The organism is Vibrio sp. zbq_1 (assembly GCF_043102935.1).
GTDB classification, from domain to species: Bacteria; Pseudomonadota; Gammaproteobacteria; order Enterobacterales; family Vibrionaceae; genus Vibrio; species Vibrio parahaemolyticus.
In genome coordinates this window covers 94948-113154 of record NZ_JBICJH010000042.1, presented here as the reverse complement: position 1 = coordinate 113154, position 18207 = coordinate 94948, and the positions used below count along the sequence as shown (strand labels likewise).

Sequence of the window (18207 nt, the reverse complement as noted above, 5' to 3'; positions counted from 1 at the left end):
CGTCTTTAGCCTCTGTTTTACAATGGAGATGGATTGAACGTGGTAAAGTCCTGTTTTTGCCAAGTTTCGTCGTGTAGCAGCTAATAATATTGGCTAATCCATCACCACTTTAACTAAAAATTTCAGAGTGCTTCAAACAAATACGTCTATTTATGGTTGTATCGATGAAAAATCCTTACACTAAGCCACATTGTTTCGAAACTTAGCCTTGAAATATGAATGTTTGAACTCAATATCTTTGATAAATGATTTATCTCAGTATTCTTAGTTCCAAACTGGCAGAGACTGAAGGCATTACGAGTAGATCGGGAACGGTCTGATTAAAGAGAGATTCACGAAAAATGATAACTAAGCTACTGACAAAAGTAATTGGCAGTCGCAACGACCGAACACTGCGCCGCCTTAGAAAAATTGTAAAAGAGATCAATAACTACGAACCAACATTTGAAGCACTTTCAGATGAAGAGCTTAAAGCGAAAACTGTTGAGTTCCGTGAGCGCCTAGAGCAAGGCGAAACTCTTGATAAGCTACTTCCAGAAGCTTTTGCTACTGTTCGTGAAGCGTCTAAACGTGTATACGGTATGCGTCACTTCGACGTGCAGCTCATCGGCGGTATGGTTCTAAATGCAGGCCAAATCGCAGAGATGCGCACGGGTGAAGGTAAAACTCTAACGGCAACTCTTCCTGCTTACCTAAATGCACTTCCTGGTAAAGGCGTACACGTTGTTACGGTCAACGACTACCTCGCTAAACGTGATGCGGAGACAAACCGTCCGCTATTTGAATTCTTAGGTATGACGGTTGGTGTTAACGTGCCTAACATGCCTCCTCAAGCGAAAAAAGAAGCGTACCAAGCTGATATTCTATACGGAACAAACAACGAGTTTGGTTTCGATTACTTGCGCGACAACATGGCTTTCCGCAATGAAGACCGTGTTCAGCGCGAACGTTTCTTTGCTGTGGTCGATGAGGTGGACTCAATCCTTATCGATGAAGCTCGTACTCCTTTGATCATCTCTGGTCCGGCAGAAGACAGTTCAGAACTTTACACTCGAATCAACCTGCTTATCCCACACCTACAGAAGCAAGATAAAGAAGATTCTGAAGAGTATCGTGGCGATGGTCACTACACTGTTGATGAAAAATCAAAACAAGTTCACTTGACTGAAACGGGTCAAGAATACGTAGAAGAGCTATTGGTTAAAAATGGTTTGATGGAAGAAGGTGATACATTGTACTCACCAGCGAACATCAGCTTGCTTCACCATGTAAATGCTGCTCTACGAGCACATGTGCTGTTTGAGCGTAATGTGGATTACATCGTTAACGATGACGGCGAAGTTGTGATCGTTGATGAACACACTGGTCGTACAATGCCAGGTCGTCGTTGGTCAGAAGGTCTTCACCAAGCTGTCGAAGCGAAAGAAGGCGTTAAGATCCAAAACGAAAACCAAACGCTAGCTTCTATCACATTCCAGAATTACTTCCGTCTATACGAGAAACTGTCTGGTATGACTGGTACAGCGGATACTGAAGCGTTTGAGTTCCAATCTATTTATGGCTTGGAAACTGTTGTTATCCCAACCAACAAACCAATGATTCGTAACGATATGCCGGATGTGGTGTACCGTACCGAAGCTGAGAAGTTTGCTGCAATCATTGAAGATATCAAAGAGCGCGTTGCGAAAGGTCAGCCAACATTGGTTGGTACAGTATCGATTGAAAAATCAGAACTACTCTCCAACGCCTTGAAGAAAGCGAAGATCAAACACAACGTTTTGAACGCTAAGTTCCATGAGAAAGAAGCGGAAATCGTTGCTGAAGCAGGTATGCCTGGTGCGGTAACTATCGCAACAAACATGGCGGGTCGTGGTACAGATATCGTGCTAGGTGGTAGCTGGCAAGCAAAAGTTGAATCACTACAAGATCCAACGAAAGAGCAAATCGACGCAATCAAAGCTGAGTGGAAAAAAGTTCACGATCAAGTTTTAGATGCTGGTGGTCTGCACATCATCGGTACTGAGCGTCATGAATCTCGTCGTATCGATAACCAGTTACGTGGCCGTTCTGGTCGTCAAGGTGATGCGGGTTCATCTCGTTTCTACCTATCGATGGAAGACTCACTACTGCGTATCTTCACTTCAGATCGTATGGCAAGCTTGATTCAAAGCGGTATGGAAGAAGGCGAAGCAATCGAATCTAAGATGTTGTCTCGTTCTATTGAAAAAGCACAACGCAAAGTGGAAGGTCGCAACTTCGACATCCGTAAACAGCTTCTTGAATACGATGACGTGGCGAACGATCAACGTAAAGTGGTTTACGAACTGCGTGATGAGCTCATGAACGTTGACGATATCAGCGACATGATTGAACAAAACCGTGAAGATGTGCTCACAGCGATCATCGACGAATACATTCCACCACAATCTCTAGAAGACATGTGGGATGTGGAAGGTCTTCAAGAACGTTTGAAAGCAGATTTCGATCTAGACGCGCCAATCAAGCAATGGCTTGAGGAAGACGACAAACTGTACGAAGAAGCGCTGCGCGAGAAGATTATCAGCCTAGCCGTTGAAGTATACAAAGCGAAAGAAGAAGTTGTGGGTGCACAAGTGCTTCGTAACTTCGAAAAATCAGTGATGCTTCAAACACTCGATACGCTTTGGAAAGAGCATCTGGCGGCGATGGATCATCTGCGTCAAGGTATCCACCTACGTGGCTACGCACAAAAGAACCCGAAACAAGAATACAAACGTGAATCGTTTGAATTGTTTGAAGGTTTACTTGAAGCGCTAAAGACTGACGTTATTACTGTTCTGTCTCGTGTCCGCGTTCAACAGCAAGAAGAAGTTGAGCGTATGGAAGAGCAACGTCGTGCACAAGCAGAAGAAGCTGCTCGTCGTGCGCAGGCTCAGCATGCAGCTGCGGAAAATCAGTTGGCTGATGGTGAAGAGTCTGAGGGCTCAAATCAACCTGTTGTTCGTGATGAGCGTAAAGTAGGTCGAAACGAACCTTGTCCATGTGGTAGTGGCAAGAAATACAAGCAGTGTCACGGTCAGATCAATTAATCTAACTTGATAACTTAATAAGAAAGAGTCGCTTAGGCGGCTCTTTTTGTATCGATAGATCCTAGGTAAATATCCATGAAAAGAATTCACATTGTTGCAGCGATCATTTTCAATCAAGATAAGTCGCAAATCTTTATTACTAAACGTCCTGATGATAAACATAAAGGTGGTTTTTGGGAGTTTCCGGGCGGTAAAGTCGAGCTAGGAGAAACAGTTGAACAAGCGATGGTTCGTGAGCTTGAAGAGGAAGTGGGGATTCGAGTGATTGAACAAGCACCGTTTGAACACCTTGAATACGATTACCCAGATAAGTCACTAAAATTTGATTTTATTACCGTCTCTCAGTTCGAGAACGAACCTTATGGTCGAGAAGGTCAAGAAGGGCGCTGGGTCGCAGTTGGTGAATTAGGGGATTACACCTTCCCTGAAGCGAACGTGCCTATCTTACAACGTGTCGTAAAAGAGTTCGCTTAAGCCCAATGAACGTGCTTGTGGTTAACACAGTATGTTGTTAGTTTAAAAAGATTCAGCGAAACGAAAGAGAACGAGAAGCCTCGTTATCCAGAGAAGGAGAGAAAGCGCAATGGTTCGTATTGCAATCGCAGGAGCTGCTGGCCGTATGGGTCGCAACCTAGTCAAAGCCTCGCACATAAACCCAGATGCATCTGTAACGGCAGGTTCAGAACGTCCAGAATCTTCGCTTGTCGGTGTTGATATCGGTGAACTTTGTGGTGAAGGAAAGTTCGATGTTTTCCTGACCGATGATCTAGAGAAAGAGGTCGACAATTTTGATGTTGTTATCGACTTTACCGCTCCAGTAAGTACGTTAGCGAACTTAGAGTTATGTAAACAGCATGGGAAGTCTATCGTAATTGGTACCACTGGCTTTAGTGAAGAAGAGCGAGCACTGATTGATGCAGTTGCGAAGCACGTACCTGTTGTGATGGCGCCTAACTACTCTGTTGGTGTGAACCTAGTATTTAAGTTGCTTGAGAAAGCTGCAAAAGTAATGGGTGATTACTGCGATGTCGAGATTGTCGAAGCTCATCACCGCCATAAAGTTGATGCTCCGTCAGGTACTGCGATTGGTATGGGAGAGGCGATTGCTGGCGCTATGGGCAACAAGTTAAGTGATGTTGCGGTGTATGCGCGTGAAGGCATTACTGGTGAGCGAACTAAAGATGAAATCGGTTTTGCAACCATTCGTGCAGGTGACATTGTCGGCGAGCACACAGCAATGTTTGCTGATATTGGTGAGCGAGTCGAAATAACGCACAAAGCGACGGACCGCATGACTTTTGCTAATGGTGCCGTGAAGGCTGCTGTGTGGCTACATTCCAAGCCGGCGGGCTTTTATACCATGACCGATGTGCTTGGTTTGAATGAGCTTTAAATACATAATTATTCGCCGGCGTAAGCCGGCTTTTTTGTATTTGAAGAAAGTTATGTAAATAAAATGAGTATTGTAGAGCGTCAGTTTTGAACTTGTTTGTGTGTATTTTTGCTGGCTTGGTTGCTTTATTTGTCTTAACTACTTAAAAGTTGATGTTTTTTTGTTGTGATTAACGTTTGCGTGAAAATCTCATAAAAATTTGTGATCTATAAAAAGTTCAAATTTGTAAAATCTAAAAAAAGAACCATCTTCAAAGTTTGCAGGTGGTGGAAACTTGTGTTTTTAGGGCTTATTGCTAGTAAATGCTATTACTCTTTAGAAAAAGATAATTTATTTTTCATTGTGTGTTGACAGGTTTGCAGTCCATCTTTAGAATACCGCCAATTTGTCTGAAATACCTATTTATGTAGATTTTATAGGTAAAGGAAGGCATGATTGCGGTTTGATTTATTTTTTTTTGCATTTTTATTCTGGAGGTTGTCTTGAGTAAATTAGCACTGTTAGTCCTAGAAGATGGGACAGTGTTCCGCGGAGTGTCCATTGGGGCAGATGGCGTTTCCGTCGGTGAAGTCGTTTTCAATACCTCGATGACGGGGTATCAAGAAATCCTCACTGATCCTTCCTATTCTCAGCAAATCGTTACTCTTACTTACCCTCACATTGGCAATACCGGAACCAATTCCGAAGACGAAGAATCCTCTTCCATTCATGCACAAGGCCTTGTGATTCGCGATCTCCCTCTTATCGCTTCTAACTTCCGTAATGAACAATCCCTTTCTGATTATCTTAAGTCGCAAAACATCGTCGGCATCGCAGACATCGACACGCGTAAGCTAACTCGTATCCTGCGTGAAAAAGGTGCTCAAAACGGTTGTATCGTAGCTGGTAACAATCTAGACGAAGCTTTGGCGCTAGCGAAAGCAAAAGAATTTCCTGGTTTGAAAGGTATGGATCTTGCGAAAGAGGTTACAACAAAAGAAGCGTATCAATGGAAACAAGGTTCGTGGACGCTTGAGAGTGGACTTCCAGAAGCGAAAGACGACAGCGAGTTGCCATACCACGTTGTTGCTTACGACTTCGGCGCAAAACGCAACATCTTACGAATGTTGGTTGACCGCGGCTGCCGCCTAACGGTTGTTCCTGCTGAAACGTCAGCCGAAGAAGTTTTGGCTCTGAATCCAGATGGCGTGTTCCTATCGAACGGCCCTGGTGACCCAGAACCATGTACCTACGCGATTGAAGCGACCAAAGTGTTCCTAGAAAAAGGCCTACCAATTTTTGGTATCTGTCTAGGTCACCAAATTCTGGCGCTAGCGTCGGGTGCGCAAACGGTGAAAATGAAGTTTGGTCACCACGGTGCGAACCACCCAGTAAAAGATTTAGAGCGTAACGTTGTGATGATCACTTCGCAAAACCACGGCTTTGCGGCAGATGAAGCAACATTACCGGAAAACTTACGTGCGACTCACGTATCACTATTTGACGGTTCTCTACAAGGTATTCACCGCACAGACAAGCCAGCATTTAGTTTCCAAGGTCACCCAGAAGCAAGCCCAGGTCCACACGACGCGGCACCGCTATTTGACCACTTTATCGAACTCATCAAAAAACACAGCGCTTAATTCGGAGTAGTAGATAATGCCAAAACGTACTGACATTCAAAGTATTCTAATTCTTGGTGCTGGTCCGATTGTTATCGGTCAGGCATGTGAGTTTGACTACTCTGGCGCACAAGCGTGTAAAGCTCTTCGTGAAGAAGGCTACCGAGTTATTCTAGTTAACTCTAACCCAGCAACCATCATGACAGACCCTGAAATGGCAGATGCAACATACATCGAGCCGATTCAGTGGGAAGTTGTTCGCAAGATCATTGAGAAAGAACGCCCAGATGCAGTATTGCCAACAATGGGTGGTCAGACGGCGCTTAACTGTGCGCTAGATCTAGAGAAGCACGGCGTTCTTGCTGAATTCGGCGTAGAGATGATTGGCGCAACGGCTGACGCGATTGATAAAGCAGAAGACCGTTCTCGCTTCGATAAAGCAATGAAGTCTATCGGCCTTGAGTGTCCTCGTGCTGATACCGCGAAGACGATGGAAGAAGCTTACAAAGTTTTAGACATGGTTGGCTTCCCTTGTATCATCCGTCCATCGTTCACCATGGGTGGTACGGGTGGCGGTATCGCGTACAACAAAGAAGAGTTTGAAGAAATCTGTCGTCGTGGTCTGGATCTTTCTCCGACTAACGAACTTCTTATCGATGAATCGCTAATCGGTTGGAAAGAGTACGAAATGGAAGTAGTTCGCGACAAAGCGGACAACTGTATCATCGTATGTTCAATCGAAAACTTCGACCCAATGGGCATCCACACCGGTGACTCAATCACGGTTGCTCCAGCGCAAACTCTGACTGACAAAGAATACCAGCTAATGCGTAATGCATCGCTAGCGGTTCTGCGTGAAATCGGTGTTGAGACAGGTGGTTCAAACGTACAGTTTGGTATCAACCCGAAAGATGGCCGTATGGTTATCATCGAGATGAACCCACGTGTATCTCGCTCTTCTGCTCTGGCATCAAAAGCAACAGGTTTCCCAATCGCTAAGATTGCGGCGAAACTGGCTGTTGGCTTTACTCTAGACGAGCTGCAAAACGACATTACAGGTGGTGCAACTCCGGCATCATTCGAACCTACTATCGACTACGTAGTGACCAAGATTCCTCGTTTTAACTTCGAGAAATTTGCTGGCGCTAACGATCGCCTGACGACTCAGATGAAGTCAGTTGGTGAGGTAATGGCGATTGGTCGTAACCAACAAGAATCTCTTCACAAAGCATTACGTGGCCTAGAAGTTGGCGCGACTGGCTTTGATGAGATGGTTGACCTAGATGCACCTGACGCACTGACTAAGATTCGTCACGAACTAAAAGAAGCTGGCGCAGAGCGTATCTGGTATATCGCAGATGCATTCCGTGCGGGCATGTCAGTGGATGGCGTGTTTAACCTGACGAACATTGATCGCTGGTTCCTAGTTCAAATTGAAGAGCTAGTTAAACTAGAAGAGCAAGTGAAAGCCGGTGGCTTTGCTGGTCTAACAGAAGAAGTTCTACGCCAGATGAAACGTAAAGGTTTCTCTGATGCGCGCCTATCTAAACTGTTAGGTGTGGCTGAAAGCGAAATCCGTCGTCTACGTGACCAGTTTGACATCCACCCTGTCTACAAGCGAGTGGATACGTGTGCGGCTGAGTTCTCTTCTGATACGGCTTACATGTACTCATCTTACGATGAAGAGTGTGAAGCAAACCCAACAGATAAAGACAAGATCATGGTACTGGGCGGTGGTCCAAACCGTATCGGTCAAGGTATCGAATTCGACTACTGTTGTGTACATGCATCACTAGCGCTTCGTGAAGATGGCTACGAAACCATTATGGTGAACTGTAACCCAGAAACAGTATCGACAGACTACGATACATCTGACCGTCTTTACTTCGAACCAGTAACTCTTGAAGATGTGTTGTCTATCGCCCGCGTTGAAAAGCCAAAAGGTGTGATTGTTCAATACGGTGGTCAAACGCCACTTAAACTGGCTCGCGCTCTAGAAGCTGCAGGCGTGCCAATCATCGGTACAAGCCCAGATGCGATTGACCGCGCAGAAGACCGTGAGCGTTTCCAGGCTGCAGTTGAGCGTTTAGGTCTTCTACAACCACAAAACGCAACAGTAACGGCGATGGAGCAAGCGGTTGAGAAATCTCGTGAAATCGGCTTCCCACTCGTTGTTCGTCCATCTTACGTTTTGGGTGGTCGTGCGATGGAAATCGTCTACGATGAACAAGACTTGCGTCGTTACTTCAACGAAGCAGTAAGCGTATCGAATGAATCTCCAGTTCTACTAGACCGATTCCTAGATGATGCAACAGAAGTGGATATCGACGCTATCTGTGACGGTGAGCGCGTGGTTATCGGCGGCATCATGGAGCACATTGAGCAAGCGGGCGTTCACTCTGGTGACTCTGCATGTTCGCTTCCTGCTTACACACTAAGCCAAGAAATCCAAGACAAGATGCGTGAGCAAGTTGAGAAGCTGGCGTTCGAACTTGGTGTACGTGGCCTGATGAACACTCAGTTCGCAGTAAAAGACAACGAAGTTTACCTAATTGAAGTAAACCCTCGTGCTGCGCGTACGGTACCATTCGTATCGAAAGCGACAGGCGCACCACTAGCGAAAATCGCTGCACGTGTAATGGCGGGTCAATCTCTGGAATCACAAGGTTTCACTAAAGAGATTATTCCACCTTACTACTCAGTCAAAGAAGTCGTTCTACCTTTCAATAAGTTCCCTGGCGTTGACCCTCTATTAGGTCCTGAAATGCGCTCAACAGGTGAAGTGATGGGTGTTGGTGCTACGTTTGCAGAAGCTTACGCAAAAGCAGAGCTTGGCTGTGGCAGTGTGTACCCTGAAGGTGGTCGTGCGCTACTTTCTGTTCGTGAAGGTGATAAGCAGCGTGTAGTTGACCTTGCGTCTAAGCTAGTAAAATTGGGTTACCAATTGGATGCGACTCACGGTACTGCTGTAATCCTTGGTGAAGCGGGTATTAACCCTCGCCTGGTAAACAAAGTACATGAAGGTCGTCCACACATTCTTGACCGCATCAAGAACAACGAATACACCTACATTGTGAACACGGCTGCAGGTCGTCAAGCTATTGAAGATTCGAAAGTTCTACGCCGCGGTGCTCTAGCAGAAAAAGTGAACTACACAACAACGCTAAACGCTGCGTTTGCAACGTGTATGTCTCACACTGCTGATGCAAAAGCGTCAGTAACTTCTGTTCAGGAGCTACACGCTAAAGTAAAAGCGAGTCTGGAAGCGTAATAGATAAAAATCAATAAGCCCGGTAACTAGGGCTTATATGACAACCTCATTGCCCGCTCATTTGAGCGGGCTTTTTTATTTTAGGCCTACCTAATTGAAGCGTGCTAAGAGCTTTTGATATCTAAGACTCTGTACAGCGCTAAACTTGTTATGGAAAATGATATGTTATAGAACCACTATTTTTTAATAAAATTGATACAACAAGTGCGAGGGGATTGATTTGGTGGTAATCCAGTGTATTTTCTCTGAAATGCGCCCCTCTTTTTTAAAGAATATTCGGAGGGGAAATGATAACTATGATTACGAATCATAATAGAAAGATATGCAATGAATTCTATTCATTGAGTGAAATGGGTTTATTTATTTTAAATTATTATTTTATTTTCAGGTATGGTCTCAGTGTTAAATGTAAAAATATACTCTTGATATGTTAATTATTTTAATGGGTTTTCTGCGTTATTTTAAGTTTTCTTATGTGTGACTAAGTTTTATACCTTCCAAAAAGAAAAGTACTTTTTAATGTACCAAATACTCCGGTTTAAAATGTTGATACCAGTTACTTTTTAAAAATATAAACTCTATCTTGTAACCAAGACTTGTCTTCGTCAATCGAGAAAGAATAACCTTGTCTTATTAAGTGTTCTTTAGTAAGAAACATAAGTGCAGTTGGCGCTACAATTGTTATGATTGAAAAGGAAATTATAACCCTTACGAAAAGTGCTTCTTTTTTGTGTGATAACTTTCTTTTATTTAAAAATACAGTTATTAAAAAAATAAAACAAGATATAAATATCCAGCTTCCAAATAGTCCATAAAGTGCGCCCTGAGAAATGACTATAACTTCATCTTTGTTATATATATATTTTACATAGTTAATTACATCGTTGTAAAAGAAGTAAATGCAAGATAAGCCTAATAAAAGAAATAACAATGATATCAACAGTGTTGATGTTAAATCCAAGTCATCTTCTTGTTTCATAAAAATACCCCATTCTTTATGTAACTTCTACCTATCACATCGTTGATTCTCATTTCTTCTTTTTTTAGTGATTCATTCAATGTTTTCTCTAGTGCTAGTTTGAATTTTTGTGTTATCTCATATTTATTATCAATGTGGTTTAAAATATTCCCGACAACCAAGCTTACACCTATAGCCAAAAATAATGGGCCAGAAGTTAGAGCAAAAATAGTAGTCGCTCCAGAGATTCCTTTTACAGCAATTGCTGCTATTGCGGATGAAATTCCCAGTTTTATGATGTCACTAGTTATTGTTCCAAACAGACTTAATAGTGTGGTTTTATTATTTTCTGAAAAGAAATGTTCTAGTGCTCTGAAAGAACTAACTAACACTACCGTAATAATTGTCCCACTTTTTATCGATTGAATTGCCTGTTTTGAACCAACAGCAAAGTTTGCGATTATTGGCGTTGGGGCACGAGAACCTAACACTCTTAGTTTTATTTTTAGTGCAGGAGTTCCTGTAAATACAAAATGTGCTTGGCCTGAATAATAATTGATATAGACTGGGTTTACAGCGCCGGTTAGGTTATTAGCTAATCTCGATAAAAATACAAGGTCATCTGCTGTTGCATAGTAATTGGCAGTATTATCAAATTTATCTTTTAGAATTGTCCATTTTGATACTATATCTTTCCTTTTGATGTTAATGCTAATTAAAGAGTCGAGTGTGTTAACTGATAATATATGTATTTCTTTGGCGTTGCTCGTTTTGTCTTGTTGTATTACAGGATACATGTTTTTCTCCATGAATTCGTAATGATATTAGACCTGACTAGAATTTCATAGGCAATGAAAATACTATTTTTATGTATAATCTTGAGGCAAGCCTCCTTTTTTTATGAAAATATAAATGAAATTTTCGCAAAGGTGAAAATATGGAATAGGTTCATATCTCGACTTTCCTTTTTAGTTTGAGGTGTTAAGTGCTACCGTTTAGCTCTTTTCGTATTTTTGAGCAAGGAAGTGTAAGTGGAGCTTACTTTAGAAGTATTAACCGCGTTGTTTTTGGTTGCATCTGTGGCTGGTTTTATTGATGCAATGGCTGGTGGGGGAGGGCTTCTTACGCTCCCTGCGCTTTTGGCTGCGGGATTGAGCCCTACTCAAGCTCTAGCAACCAACAAGTTACAAAGTTCGTTTGGCAGTTTCTCTGCTAGCTGGTATTTCGTGCGTAACGGTATTGTCAGCCTAAAGGAAATGCGTTTCGCGATACTCTGTACTTTTATTGGTGCTGCAATCGGTGCCGAGGCTGTACAGTTTATTGATGCTAGCGTACTCACCAGTTTGATTCCTATTCTTCTAATTGCGATTTCTCTTTATTTTTTACTCGCACCAAGTACTCGAAAAATCGATGGAGAACCAAAACTTGCCGAAGCGATGTTTGCATTGTGTATCGGTGGTGGAGTTGGTTTCTACGATGGTTTCTTTGGCCCCGGTACGGGCTCGATTTTTACTGTGTGCTTTGTTGCTCTTGGCCACTTTTCTCTCGTGGATGCAACAGCACGAACTAAGATTTTGAATTTCACTTCAAATATCGCCGCATTGTTGTTTTTCGTTATCGCAGGGTTACCTGTATGGGAAATTGGTTTGACGATGGCGGTCGGTGGCTTTATTGGCGCTCAACTTGGCGCAAAAGTGGTGGTTACCAAAGGTCAAAAGTGGATTCGACCTCTAGTGATTACCATGTCTATGCTGATGGCAACAAAACTTCTTTGGCAACAACATCAGCAATGGCTTCTAACACTGTTTTAATTCGCTGATTGCGGTATGTGTTGTGGCGAAGACAGATGTGTATTGGGCGAATTAGAGGCTCTAGTTCTTCGAATTCAAAACAGAAATTTGATGCGATGTTGAGTGTTTTGATGATGGATTTAGGTATCAGTGCTGGTGCCATACCTTTTAAAGCTAATTGCGCTGCCGCAGTGTAGGAGTCCATCTCCATCAAAGGTTGGATCTCGTACTTGGACAAAATGGCTTGCTGATATGTATTGGCTGGGTTATTCAAATCGTTAGTTAAAATCGCTTTTGGTAATTGAGTTAGCGGGTACTTACTTATTATAGAGAAAGGCTCATCGGCGAGATGAACGCTCATCAAACCGTGATGAGAAGGTAAGTAACCAGCGCAGAATCCTAGGGTTGCTCGCCCTGATTTTACGTTTTCAACGATTCTCGGAGTGTGATTGGTAGAGATTCTGAGATAAGGATCGCGTGCCAGTTGCTCTTCCATAATCATACTCAGATAACCTGCGACGAGAGTTTCTGAGCAATCCATTTTTATTAATGACGTATCTTCGAGCTCTTGCTGATCGTAAATCTGTCCTCGTAACTCATTGAATGTAGGCTCTATCGTATTGATAAGGGCCAGAGCATCCGAGGTTAGTTTAATGTGTCTGCCGTTTGGCTCGATCAGTTTCTTTCCTAACTTTTTTTCTAAATTGGCGATACGTTTACTCACCGCAGATTGGCTGATGTACAGCTGACTACCAGTGCGGCTCATGGTTTTTTCTTTACTTAGTACAAGTAACGTTTCAATGCCTTCTAATAACATAGCAATTAATGAAAATTAGGAATGAGACGGATAATTTAACGAATTGCTGAGGGATAAGCGAATCGTGTTAATTAAAATGCGAAGAGCCGAGATAAAGTCGGCTCTTTAGATTGAAAGCTGTACTTGAATTGCTTAGCGGTTGATGGCGAAAGTAGGTAAAGATAGATGCCAACGAATCGCACCAAGGCGAATCACCAGTGTTGAGATAACACCTGCGAGCAGGGCCGTGGAATGATCGTAACCCATACTCACAGCCATCGTATGGAAGATGCCACCAATGATACAGGCTGTGGCGTAGACTTCGCTTCTTAGCACCATAGGTACCTCTCGGGCCAAGACATCTCGGATTATGCCGCCACCGCAACCGGTGATTACACCCATGATCACGGCAACCATGCCGGAGGCGTTGTAGGCGAGCGCTTTTTCTACCCCAATTCCCACAAATACGGCCAGACCGATGGCGTCACACACGGGTAAAACCCACCAAGCTAACCGTTTTGGTCTGCGAACCAAGATCATAGTTAACAAACAGGTGATGAAGATAACCCAAAGATAAGTGGTATCGGTAATCCAAAAGACGGGGGTCGCACCAAGTGCCATATCACGAATAGTGCCACCGCCAATGGCAGTCACGCTGCCTAGGACGATAACACCGAAGGGATCCATTTTTAATCGGCCAGCGAGTAAAACACCAGACACAGCGAAGATTGCTGTACCGAATAAATCGATCATATAAAGCAGCATGGAATCCATGTTACTTGGTACCTATAAAAAGTGTGAGAACAAAAATGGGCGGAAATTGTACGGTATTTCCAACGAAAACGTTAGCGTTTTCGTCTAACGCTTTCAAAGTGTTCACACACTTCAATGATAGCGTTGAGTGTGCGTGGTGTTGGGCGATTTATCCAATCAGAATTGAGTGACCAAACATGATTGTTGCGCAGAGCTGGCAGTTCATTTTTCCATTGAGCCCACATTCCATCATCACTCATAGCATGACGAGAGGTGAAGAGTACTTCAGGTTGACGTGTGATCACTTGCTCGATACTAACTTGAGGATAGGGTGCTGCTGTATTGGCAAATACATTTTCACCACCACAGAAGTTAAACACTTCGCTCGGCCAGTTTTTACCTGCCACAGTAATGATCGGCTTTTCGCTGAGTTGATAAAAATAGCGGACTTTCTCTGTGGTGTTGTATGTCGCTTTGAGAGCAGTTAGCCCCTCTCTAAAGTCCCGTGCTGCTTTTTGACCTTTTGATGGCTCATCACTGTATTGACTCAGCTGCTCAATATTATTTGCGATGTCTTCTAAAGTACCCGTGGTTGAGTAGTAGATAGGTACGCCAAATTGTTTTAACTTTTCGAGCTCTTTGGCGGGGTTACCCGCAGGCCAAGCAATGACGAGATCGGGCTGAAGGGCAATGATGCGTTCCAACTTTATGCCTTGGTAATTGGATACTTTCTCCAGTTCACCAGCTTCCTTCGGATAATCACTCATCTCACTCACAGCGATCAGTTTGTCACCTAAGCCAGCAGCATAAGCAATCTCTGTGGCGTGAGGCGCTAAACTGATCACTCGTTCAACGGGTTCGTTCGCCATCGTAAGAGAGGAGAAGAAAAGGGGGAGGGATAGGCAAATTTTGTTCATCATAATCCTTGATAAATCAGTCCTAGAAGAAAGCTTTGAATCACAATCCAAGCAAAGATGCGCCAAACCAGCAAAATTTGGATTTGTGCAAGATGAATAGCAGAAGGCACAATGCGTCCACCAATCTTGGTGCGTTCTGCTCTGACGCCTTGGTATAGAGCTGGGCCTCCTAACGAAAGCTGGAACTTATTGCCGATAGTACACAGCAACCAAGCAGGCCCTGGCAATGGCCAAGATTTCACTTGTTGTTTGAGTCCATTAAGCACTGCGGACATATTGTGACCAGCAAGCAACAGTAGGGCAAATAATCTTAATGGAATGAATTCTAAAACGGCAACGATTTGAATGGCAGGTTTCCCAAATGGCGCATACTGACGACGGCTAGGAGACCAAGCTCGTGTTAGCTCCATGGTTAAGCGGTACATGAGCGCACCAATCCCACCTGCGATGGCATACCAAAACAGTACACACACTACATTGCGACCAAAGCCCATAATGATGGTTTCAGCTCCGGCTTTACCTATACCGACAAGCGACAACGTTTCGGTATCACGATTCACAAAAGGCTTGAGCAGCTCGCGACAGCGCGTTTTATCCTCACGCGACAAGGCGAGGGCAAGTTGTTTGGTGAGGGTTTCGCAACTTCGCCAATCTAACGCTAATAGTAACAAGGCAAGTTCGTACAGAGGCTCTTGCCAAACTAAAGGCTTTAGAGCGATTAAGAGCACCAAACACGGCAATGTCATCAAAATAAGAGCGAGGCTTCCTGAGAGAATGCTTTGTGAGTAGCTATGGTGGTTATTTACTTTCTCTGCTAATTGTTCGGCTACCTTGCGCCATAAAGTCGCAGGGTGAGCGGAATGAGGAATAGGGAGGATCAGGTGAAACAGTAATGCGCCCCACATCACGAGGAGCGCACCGTTAGCATAGAATTGCTGAAAAATTTCTTCCATGAATGACTTGGATTACTTAACCAGTTCCAGCATCTTGAAGACCATTTCTGAAGAGCTTTTTGCTGCTAGAGGCAGGAATTCTTCAAAGCTCATTGGTGATTCTTTATCAGCAACGTCAGAGATAGCACGTACAACAACAAATGGTGTGTTGAACTGGTGGCAAGTCTGAGCAATAGCTGATGCTTCCATTTCAACCGCAATAACGGATGGGAAGTTTTCACGAATGAACGCTTGGCGCTCAGCCGTGCAAACAAACGCATCGCCCGTACAGATCAAACCGCGAACAGCATGTGTATTTGCCATTTGCTCGAGTGCTTTTTCCGCTAGGTCCATCAGTTTTTCATCCGCTTTGAATGCTGCTGGTTGACCTGCCATTTGACCAATTTCATAGCCAAAAGCAGTCACGTCTGCATCATGGTGGCGCACTTCTGTAGAAATCACTACGTCACCTAGATTTAGGCTTGAATCGAAACCACCAGCAGAACCTGTGTTGATAACCACATCTGGTTGGTATTCATCAAGAAGAATTGTTGTACCAACTGCCGCAGCAACTTTACCGATACCAGATTGTAGTAGCACTACATCTACATCGTTAATTTGACCAGAGAAAAACGTACAACCTGCTTTGTTTACGGTTTGGCAGTTTGTCATAGCTTCTTTCAGGATGGTCACTTCTTGTTCCATCGCCCCGATGATACCAACTTTCATAGCACTCTCTTTAGGTAAAATATTTAATCGGCGAGAGTATAGCACTCCCTGTCAGCAGTTTTCTATTTGATGAGTTCTGCTTTAGAAAGTTCGGTTCGTAATTGCTCGGCCCGTTTTCGATTGACGCCAAAGTCGGAATACCCTACGCGTGATTCTGAACGCACGATCAGAGTATGCCCGTCGATCTTTAATTCGAGATCATCCACGAAGCGCATGATTTTAGATGTGCATTCAATGCGCAGATAATTGCCATCTTTCTCTGCTGTTTTAGCCCCCGGTAGTTGCAGTGCTGCTTGCTCAATTGCATCCAATGTGGCGGATTCGGTGAGAGTAAAAGGTTCGAGGTGGTGTTCTTCTCGTTGGTCTTGTGTTGAAACGCAGTTAGGTTTGTTTCCACATGGGGTTTGAGTTCTATCTGGCATCGAAGTGACTCCTTGGCTGCATGCGGTTAAGCCGAGAAAAGTGATGAGCATCAGAGCGGCTTTTTTCATGAGTTCTATTCCTTAACAGAGGAATTTAATTATATGTAATAAAAGAAAAAAGGATCCAATCTTTGGATCCTTTTTGAGTGTTGGGACGAGGCTACACGTCTAAGTAATCAAGAATACCTTCTGCTGCTTTTCGTCCTTCATCAATGGCGGTTACCACTAAATCAGAACCGCGAACCGCGTCTCCCCCAGCGAAGATCTTTTCATTGCTGGTTTGATATTGAAACTCTTGGTTGTTGGGTGCTTTGATTCGCCCCCATTGATCAAGTTCAACATTGAACGGAGTAAGCCAGTTCATTTGATGAGGTTGGAAACCAAATGCCATGATGACAGCATCGGCAGGCAGTACGTGTTCACTTCCTTCTACAGGTTCTGGGCGACGGCGACCTGCGTCATCAGGCTCGCCTAAAGCAGTTTTGACCACTTTCACGCCTGAAACTTTGCCATACGCATCAACCTCAATACCTAAAGGCTGAAGGTTAAACATGAACTTCACGCCCTCTTCTTTGGCATTTTTCACTTCTCGACGGGAGCCTGGCATGTTTTCTTCATCACGACGGTAGGCACAAATCACGTTAGATGCGCCTTGACGGATCGAAGTTCGCACGCAGTCCATCGCGGTATCACCACCACCAAGCACTACGACTTTTTTGCCAGCCATATCGATAAACGGTTGGTTATGTTCTAGCTCCATAACCTTATAGGTATTGGAAATCAAAAATGGTAGGGCGTCATAAACGCCCGGCGCGTCTTCATTTTCCAAACCCGCGCGCATGTATTTGTATGTGCCCACACCTAAGAAAACCGCATCGTATTCATCAAGCAGTTCTTGCATCTGCACATCTTGGCCGACTTCCACATTCATGCGGAACTCAACGCCCATTTCGGTAAATACCCGACGACGATTTTCCATGACCCCTTTTTCCAATTTGAAAGAAGGAATACCAAAGGTAAGTAGGCCACCAATCTCTGGGTAACGGTCAAATACCACAGGTTTTACACCGTTACGAACTAAGATGTCTGCTGCTGCCAGACCAGCAGGGCCAGCGCCGATGATTGCCACCTTTTTATCCGTCCACTCCACTTTGGACATGTCAGGTTTCCAGCCCATTTCAAAGGCTTTGTCGGTGATGTACTTTTCAATGTTACCTATCGTGACTGCACCAAAATCATCATTTAGTGTGCACGACCCCTCACACAAACGGTCTTGCGGACACACTCGGCCACACACTTCAGGCAAGCTGTTGGTTTGGTGTGAAAGTTCCACGGCTTCTAAAATTCGGCCTTCATTCGCCAGTTTTAGCCACTGGGGAATGTAGTTATGGACGGGGCACTTCCATTCACAATATGGGTTACCGCAATCCAAACAGCGATCGGCTTGCGCCGTAGCTTGTTGTTTCGTGAACGGCTCGTAGATTTCAACAAACTCAATCTTACGAATCTTAATTGGTTTTTTCGCCGGATCTACGCGTTGAACATCGATAAATTGGTAAACGTTCTGACTCATGATT

15 protein-coding genes are annotated in these 18207 nt (G+C 44.0%); 6 read left to right on the top strand and 9 right to left on the bottom strand.

Translation table 11 applies throughout. The features are described 5' to 3' along the window. Nucleotides 1-341: 341 nt before the first annotated feature. The 5 genes from secA (at nt 342) to carB (ending at nt 9333) form a co-directional block, all read left to right on the top strand. Nucleotides 342-3068: a preprotein translocase subunit SecA gene (gene secA / locus ACF8CV_RS20210; protein WP_005461206.1), complete on the top strand. Its 2727-nt coding sequence runs from the start codon at nt 342-344 to the stop codon at nt 3066-3068. 75 nt (nt 3069-3143) lie between these two features. Then, entirely contained in the window at nt 3144-3542 is a 399-nt protein-coding gene (gene mutT / locus ACF8CV_RS20205; RefSeq protein ID WP_005461225.1) for an 8-oxo-dGTP diphosphatase MutT, read from the top strand. Nucleotides 3543-3651: 109 nt separating this feature from the next. Next, complete coding sequence (gene dapB / locus ACF8CV_RS20200) at nt 3652-4461, top strand: 4-hydroxy-tetrahydrodipicolinate reductase (protein WP_015296233.1); 810 nt, start codon at nt 3652-3654, stop codon at nt 4459-4461. Nucleotides 4462-4943: 482 nt separating this feature from the next. After that, a complete protein-coding gene (gene carA / locus ACF8CV_RS20195) occupies nt 4944-6083 on the top strand; it encodes a glutamine-hydrolyzing carbamoyl-phosphate synthase small subunit (protein WP_011105665.1) in 1140 nt (379 codons plus the stop codon). A 16-nt stretch (nt 6084-6099) separates the two neighbouring features. Continuing rightward, entirely contained in the window at nt 6100-9333 is a 3234-nt protein-coding gene (gene carB / locus ACF8CV_RS20190; protein WP_005461228.1) for a carbamoyl-phosphate synthase large subunit, read from the top strand. Nucleotides 9334-9889: 556 nt separating this feature from the next. Here carB and ACF8CV_RS20185 read toward each other — a convergent pair. Then, entirely contained in the window at nt 9890-10312 is a 423-nt protein-coding gene (locus ACF8CV_RS20185; protein ID WP_011105666.1) for a hypothetical protein, read from the bottom strand. Next, complete coding sequence (locus ACF8CV_RS20180) at nt 10309-11088, bottom strand: hypothetical protein (protein ID WP_171055996.1); 780 nt, start codon at nt 11086-11088, stop codon at nt 10309-10311. The genes ACF8CV_RS20185 and ACF8CV_RS20180 overlap by 4 nt, the downstream gene beginning before the upstream one ends. A gap of 234 nt (nt 11089-11322) precedes the next feature. Here ACF8CV_RS20180 and ACF8CV_RS20175 point away from each other — a divergent pair, with 234 nt between their 5' ends. Then, nucleotides 11323-12102, top strand: coding sequence for a TSUP family transporter (locus tag ACF8CV_RS20175; protein ID WP_025504579.1), 780 nt, complete (start codon nt 11323-11325; stop codon nt 12100-12102). On the opposite strand, the gene ACF8CV_RS20170 is transcribed toward ACF8CV_RS20175, so the two are convergent. The 7 genes from ACF8CV_RS20170 to ACF8CV_RS20140 all read right to left on the bottom strand — a co-directional run bounded on the left by ACF8CV_RS20170 (nt 12038) and on the right by ACF8CV_RS20140 (nt 18203). Beyond that, nucleotides 12038-12898, bottom strand: a complete 861-nt coding sequence (locus ACF8CV_RS20170) for a LysR family transcriptional regulator (protein WP_025637266.1) — start codon at nt 12896-12898, stop codon at nt 12038-12040. The two genes, ACF8CV_RS20175 and ACF8CV_RS20170, sit on opposite strands and share 65 nt — an antisense overlap. A 132-nt stretch (nt 12899-13030) precedes the next feature. Next, nucleotides 13031-13651 carry a TRIC cation channel family protein gene (locus ACF8CV_RS20165; RefSeq protein WP_005461192.1) on the bottom strand — a complete coding sequence of 207 codons (621 nt, stop codon included), beginning with the start codon at nt 13649-13651 and terminating at the stop codon, nt 13031-13033. A 71-nt stretch (nt 13652-13722) separates the two neighbouring features. Continuing rightward, nucleotides 13723-14547, bottom strand: a complete 825-nt coding sequence (gene btuF / locus ACF8CV_RS20160) for a vitamin B12 ABC transporter substrate-binding protein BtuF (RefSeq protein ID WP_171055998.1) — start codon at nt 14545-14547, stop codon at nt 13723-13725. Continuing rightward, entirely contained in the window at nt 14547-15500 is a 954-nt protein-coding gene (locus tag ACF8CV_RS20155) for a cobalamin biosynthesis family protein (RefSeq protein WP_138938666.1), read from the bottom strand. Before ACF8CV_RS20155 ends, btuF begins: the two co-directional genes overlap by 1 nt. Before the next feature lie 12 nt (nt 15501-15512). Further along, the gene (gene mtnN / locus ACF8CV_RS20150) at nt 15513-16208 is read right to left on the bottom strand and encodes a 5'-methylthioadenosine/S-adenosylhomocysteine nucleosidase (RefSeq protein WP_005461186.1); all 696 of its coding nucleotides are present in this window, start codon (nt 16206-16208) and stop codon (nt 15513-15515) included. 62 nt (nt 16209-16270) lie between these two features. Next, the gene (locus tag ACF8CV_RS20145) at nt 16271-16699 is read right to left on the bottom strand and encodes a DUF1499 domain-containing protein (protein WP_138938667.1); all 429 of its coding nucleotides are present in this window, start codon (nt 16697-16699) and stop codon (nt 16271-16273) included. A 91-nt stretch (nt 16700-16790) separates the two neighbouring features. Continuing rightward, on the bottom strand, nt 16791-18203 hold the full coding sequence (locus ACF8CV_RS20140) for an FAD-dependent oxidoreductase (RefSeq protein WP_020904222.1): 1413 nt from the start codon (nt 18201-18203) through the stop codon (nt 16791-16793). Nucleotides 18204-18207: the final 4 nt, after the last annotated feature.

Coding starts and splice junctions, on each gene's coding strand:
- ACF8CV_RS20140 (WP_020904222.1), bottom strand. CDS start 18,203: ATGAGTCAGAACGTTTACCAATTTATCGATGTTCAACGCGTAGATCCG.
- btuF (WP_171055998.1), bottom strand. CDS start 14,547: ATGAACAAAATTTGCCTATCCCTCCCCCTTTTCTTCTCCTCTCTTACG.
- secA (WP_005461206.1), top strand. CDS start 342: ATGATAACTAAGCTACTGACAAAAGTAATTGGCAGTCGCAACGACCGA.
- ACF8CV_RS20185 (WP_011105666.1), bottom strand. CDS start 10,312: ATGAAACAAGAAGATGACTTGGATTTAACATCAACACTGTTGATATCA.
- ACF8CV_RS20170 (WP_025637266.1), bottom strand. CDS start 12,898: ATGTTATTAGAAGGCATTGAAACGTTACTTGTACTAAGTAAAGAAAAA.
- ACF8CV_RS20145 (WP_138938667.1), bottom strand. CDS start 16,699: ATGAAAAAAGCCGCTCTGATGCTCATCACTTTTCTCGGCTTAACCGCA.
- dapB (WP_015296233.1), top strand. CDS start 3,652: ATGGTTCGTATTGCAATCGCAGGAGCTGCTGGCCGTATGGGTCGCAAC.
- mtnN (WP_005461186.1), bottom strand. CDS start 16,208: ATGAAAGTTGGTATCATCGGGGCGATGGAACAAGAAGTGACCATCCTG.
- ACF8CV_RS20165 (WP_005461192.1), bottom strand. CDS start 13,651: ATGGATTCCATGCTGCTTTATATGATCGATTTATTCGGTACAGCAATC.
- ACF8CV_RS20180 (WP_171055996.1), bottom strand. CDS start 11,088: ATGTATCCTGTAATACAACAAGACAAAACGAGCAACGCCAAAGAAATA.
- ACF8CV_RS20155 (WP_138938666.1), bottom strand. CDS start 15,500: ATGGAAGAAATTTTTCAGCAATTCTATGCTAACGGTGCGCTCCTCGTG.
- mutT (WP_005461225.1), top strand. CDS start 3,144: ATGAAAAGAATTCACATTGTTGCAGCGATCATTTTCAATCAAGATAAG.
- carB (WP_005461228.1), top strand. CDS start 6,100: ATGCCAAAACGTACTGACATTCAAAGTATTCTAATTCTTGGTGCTGGT.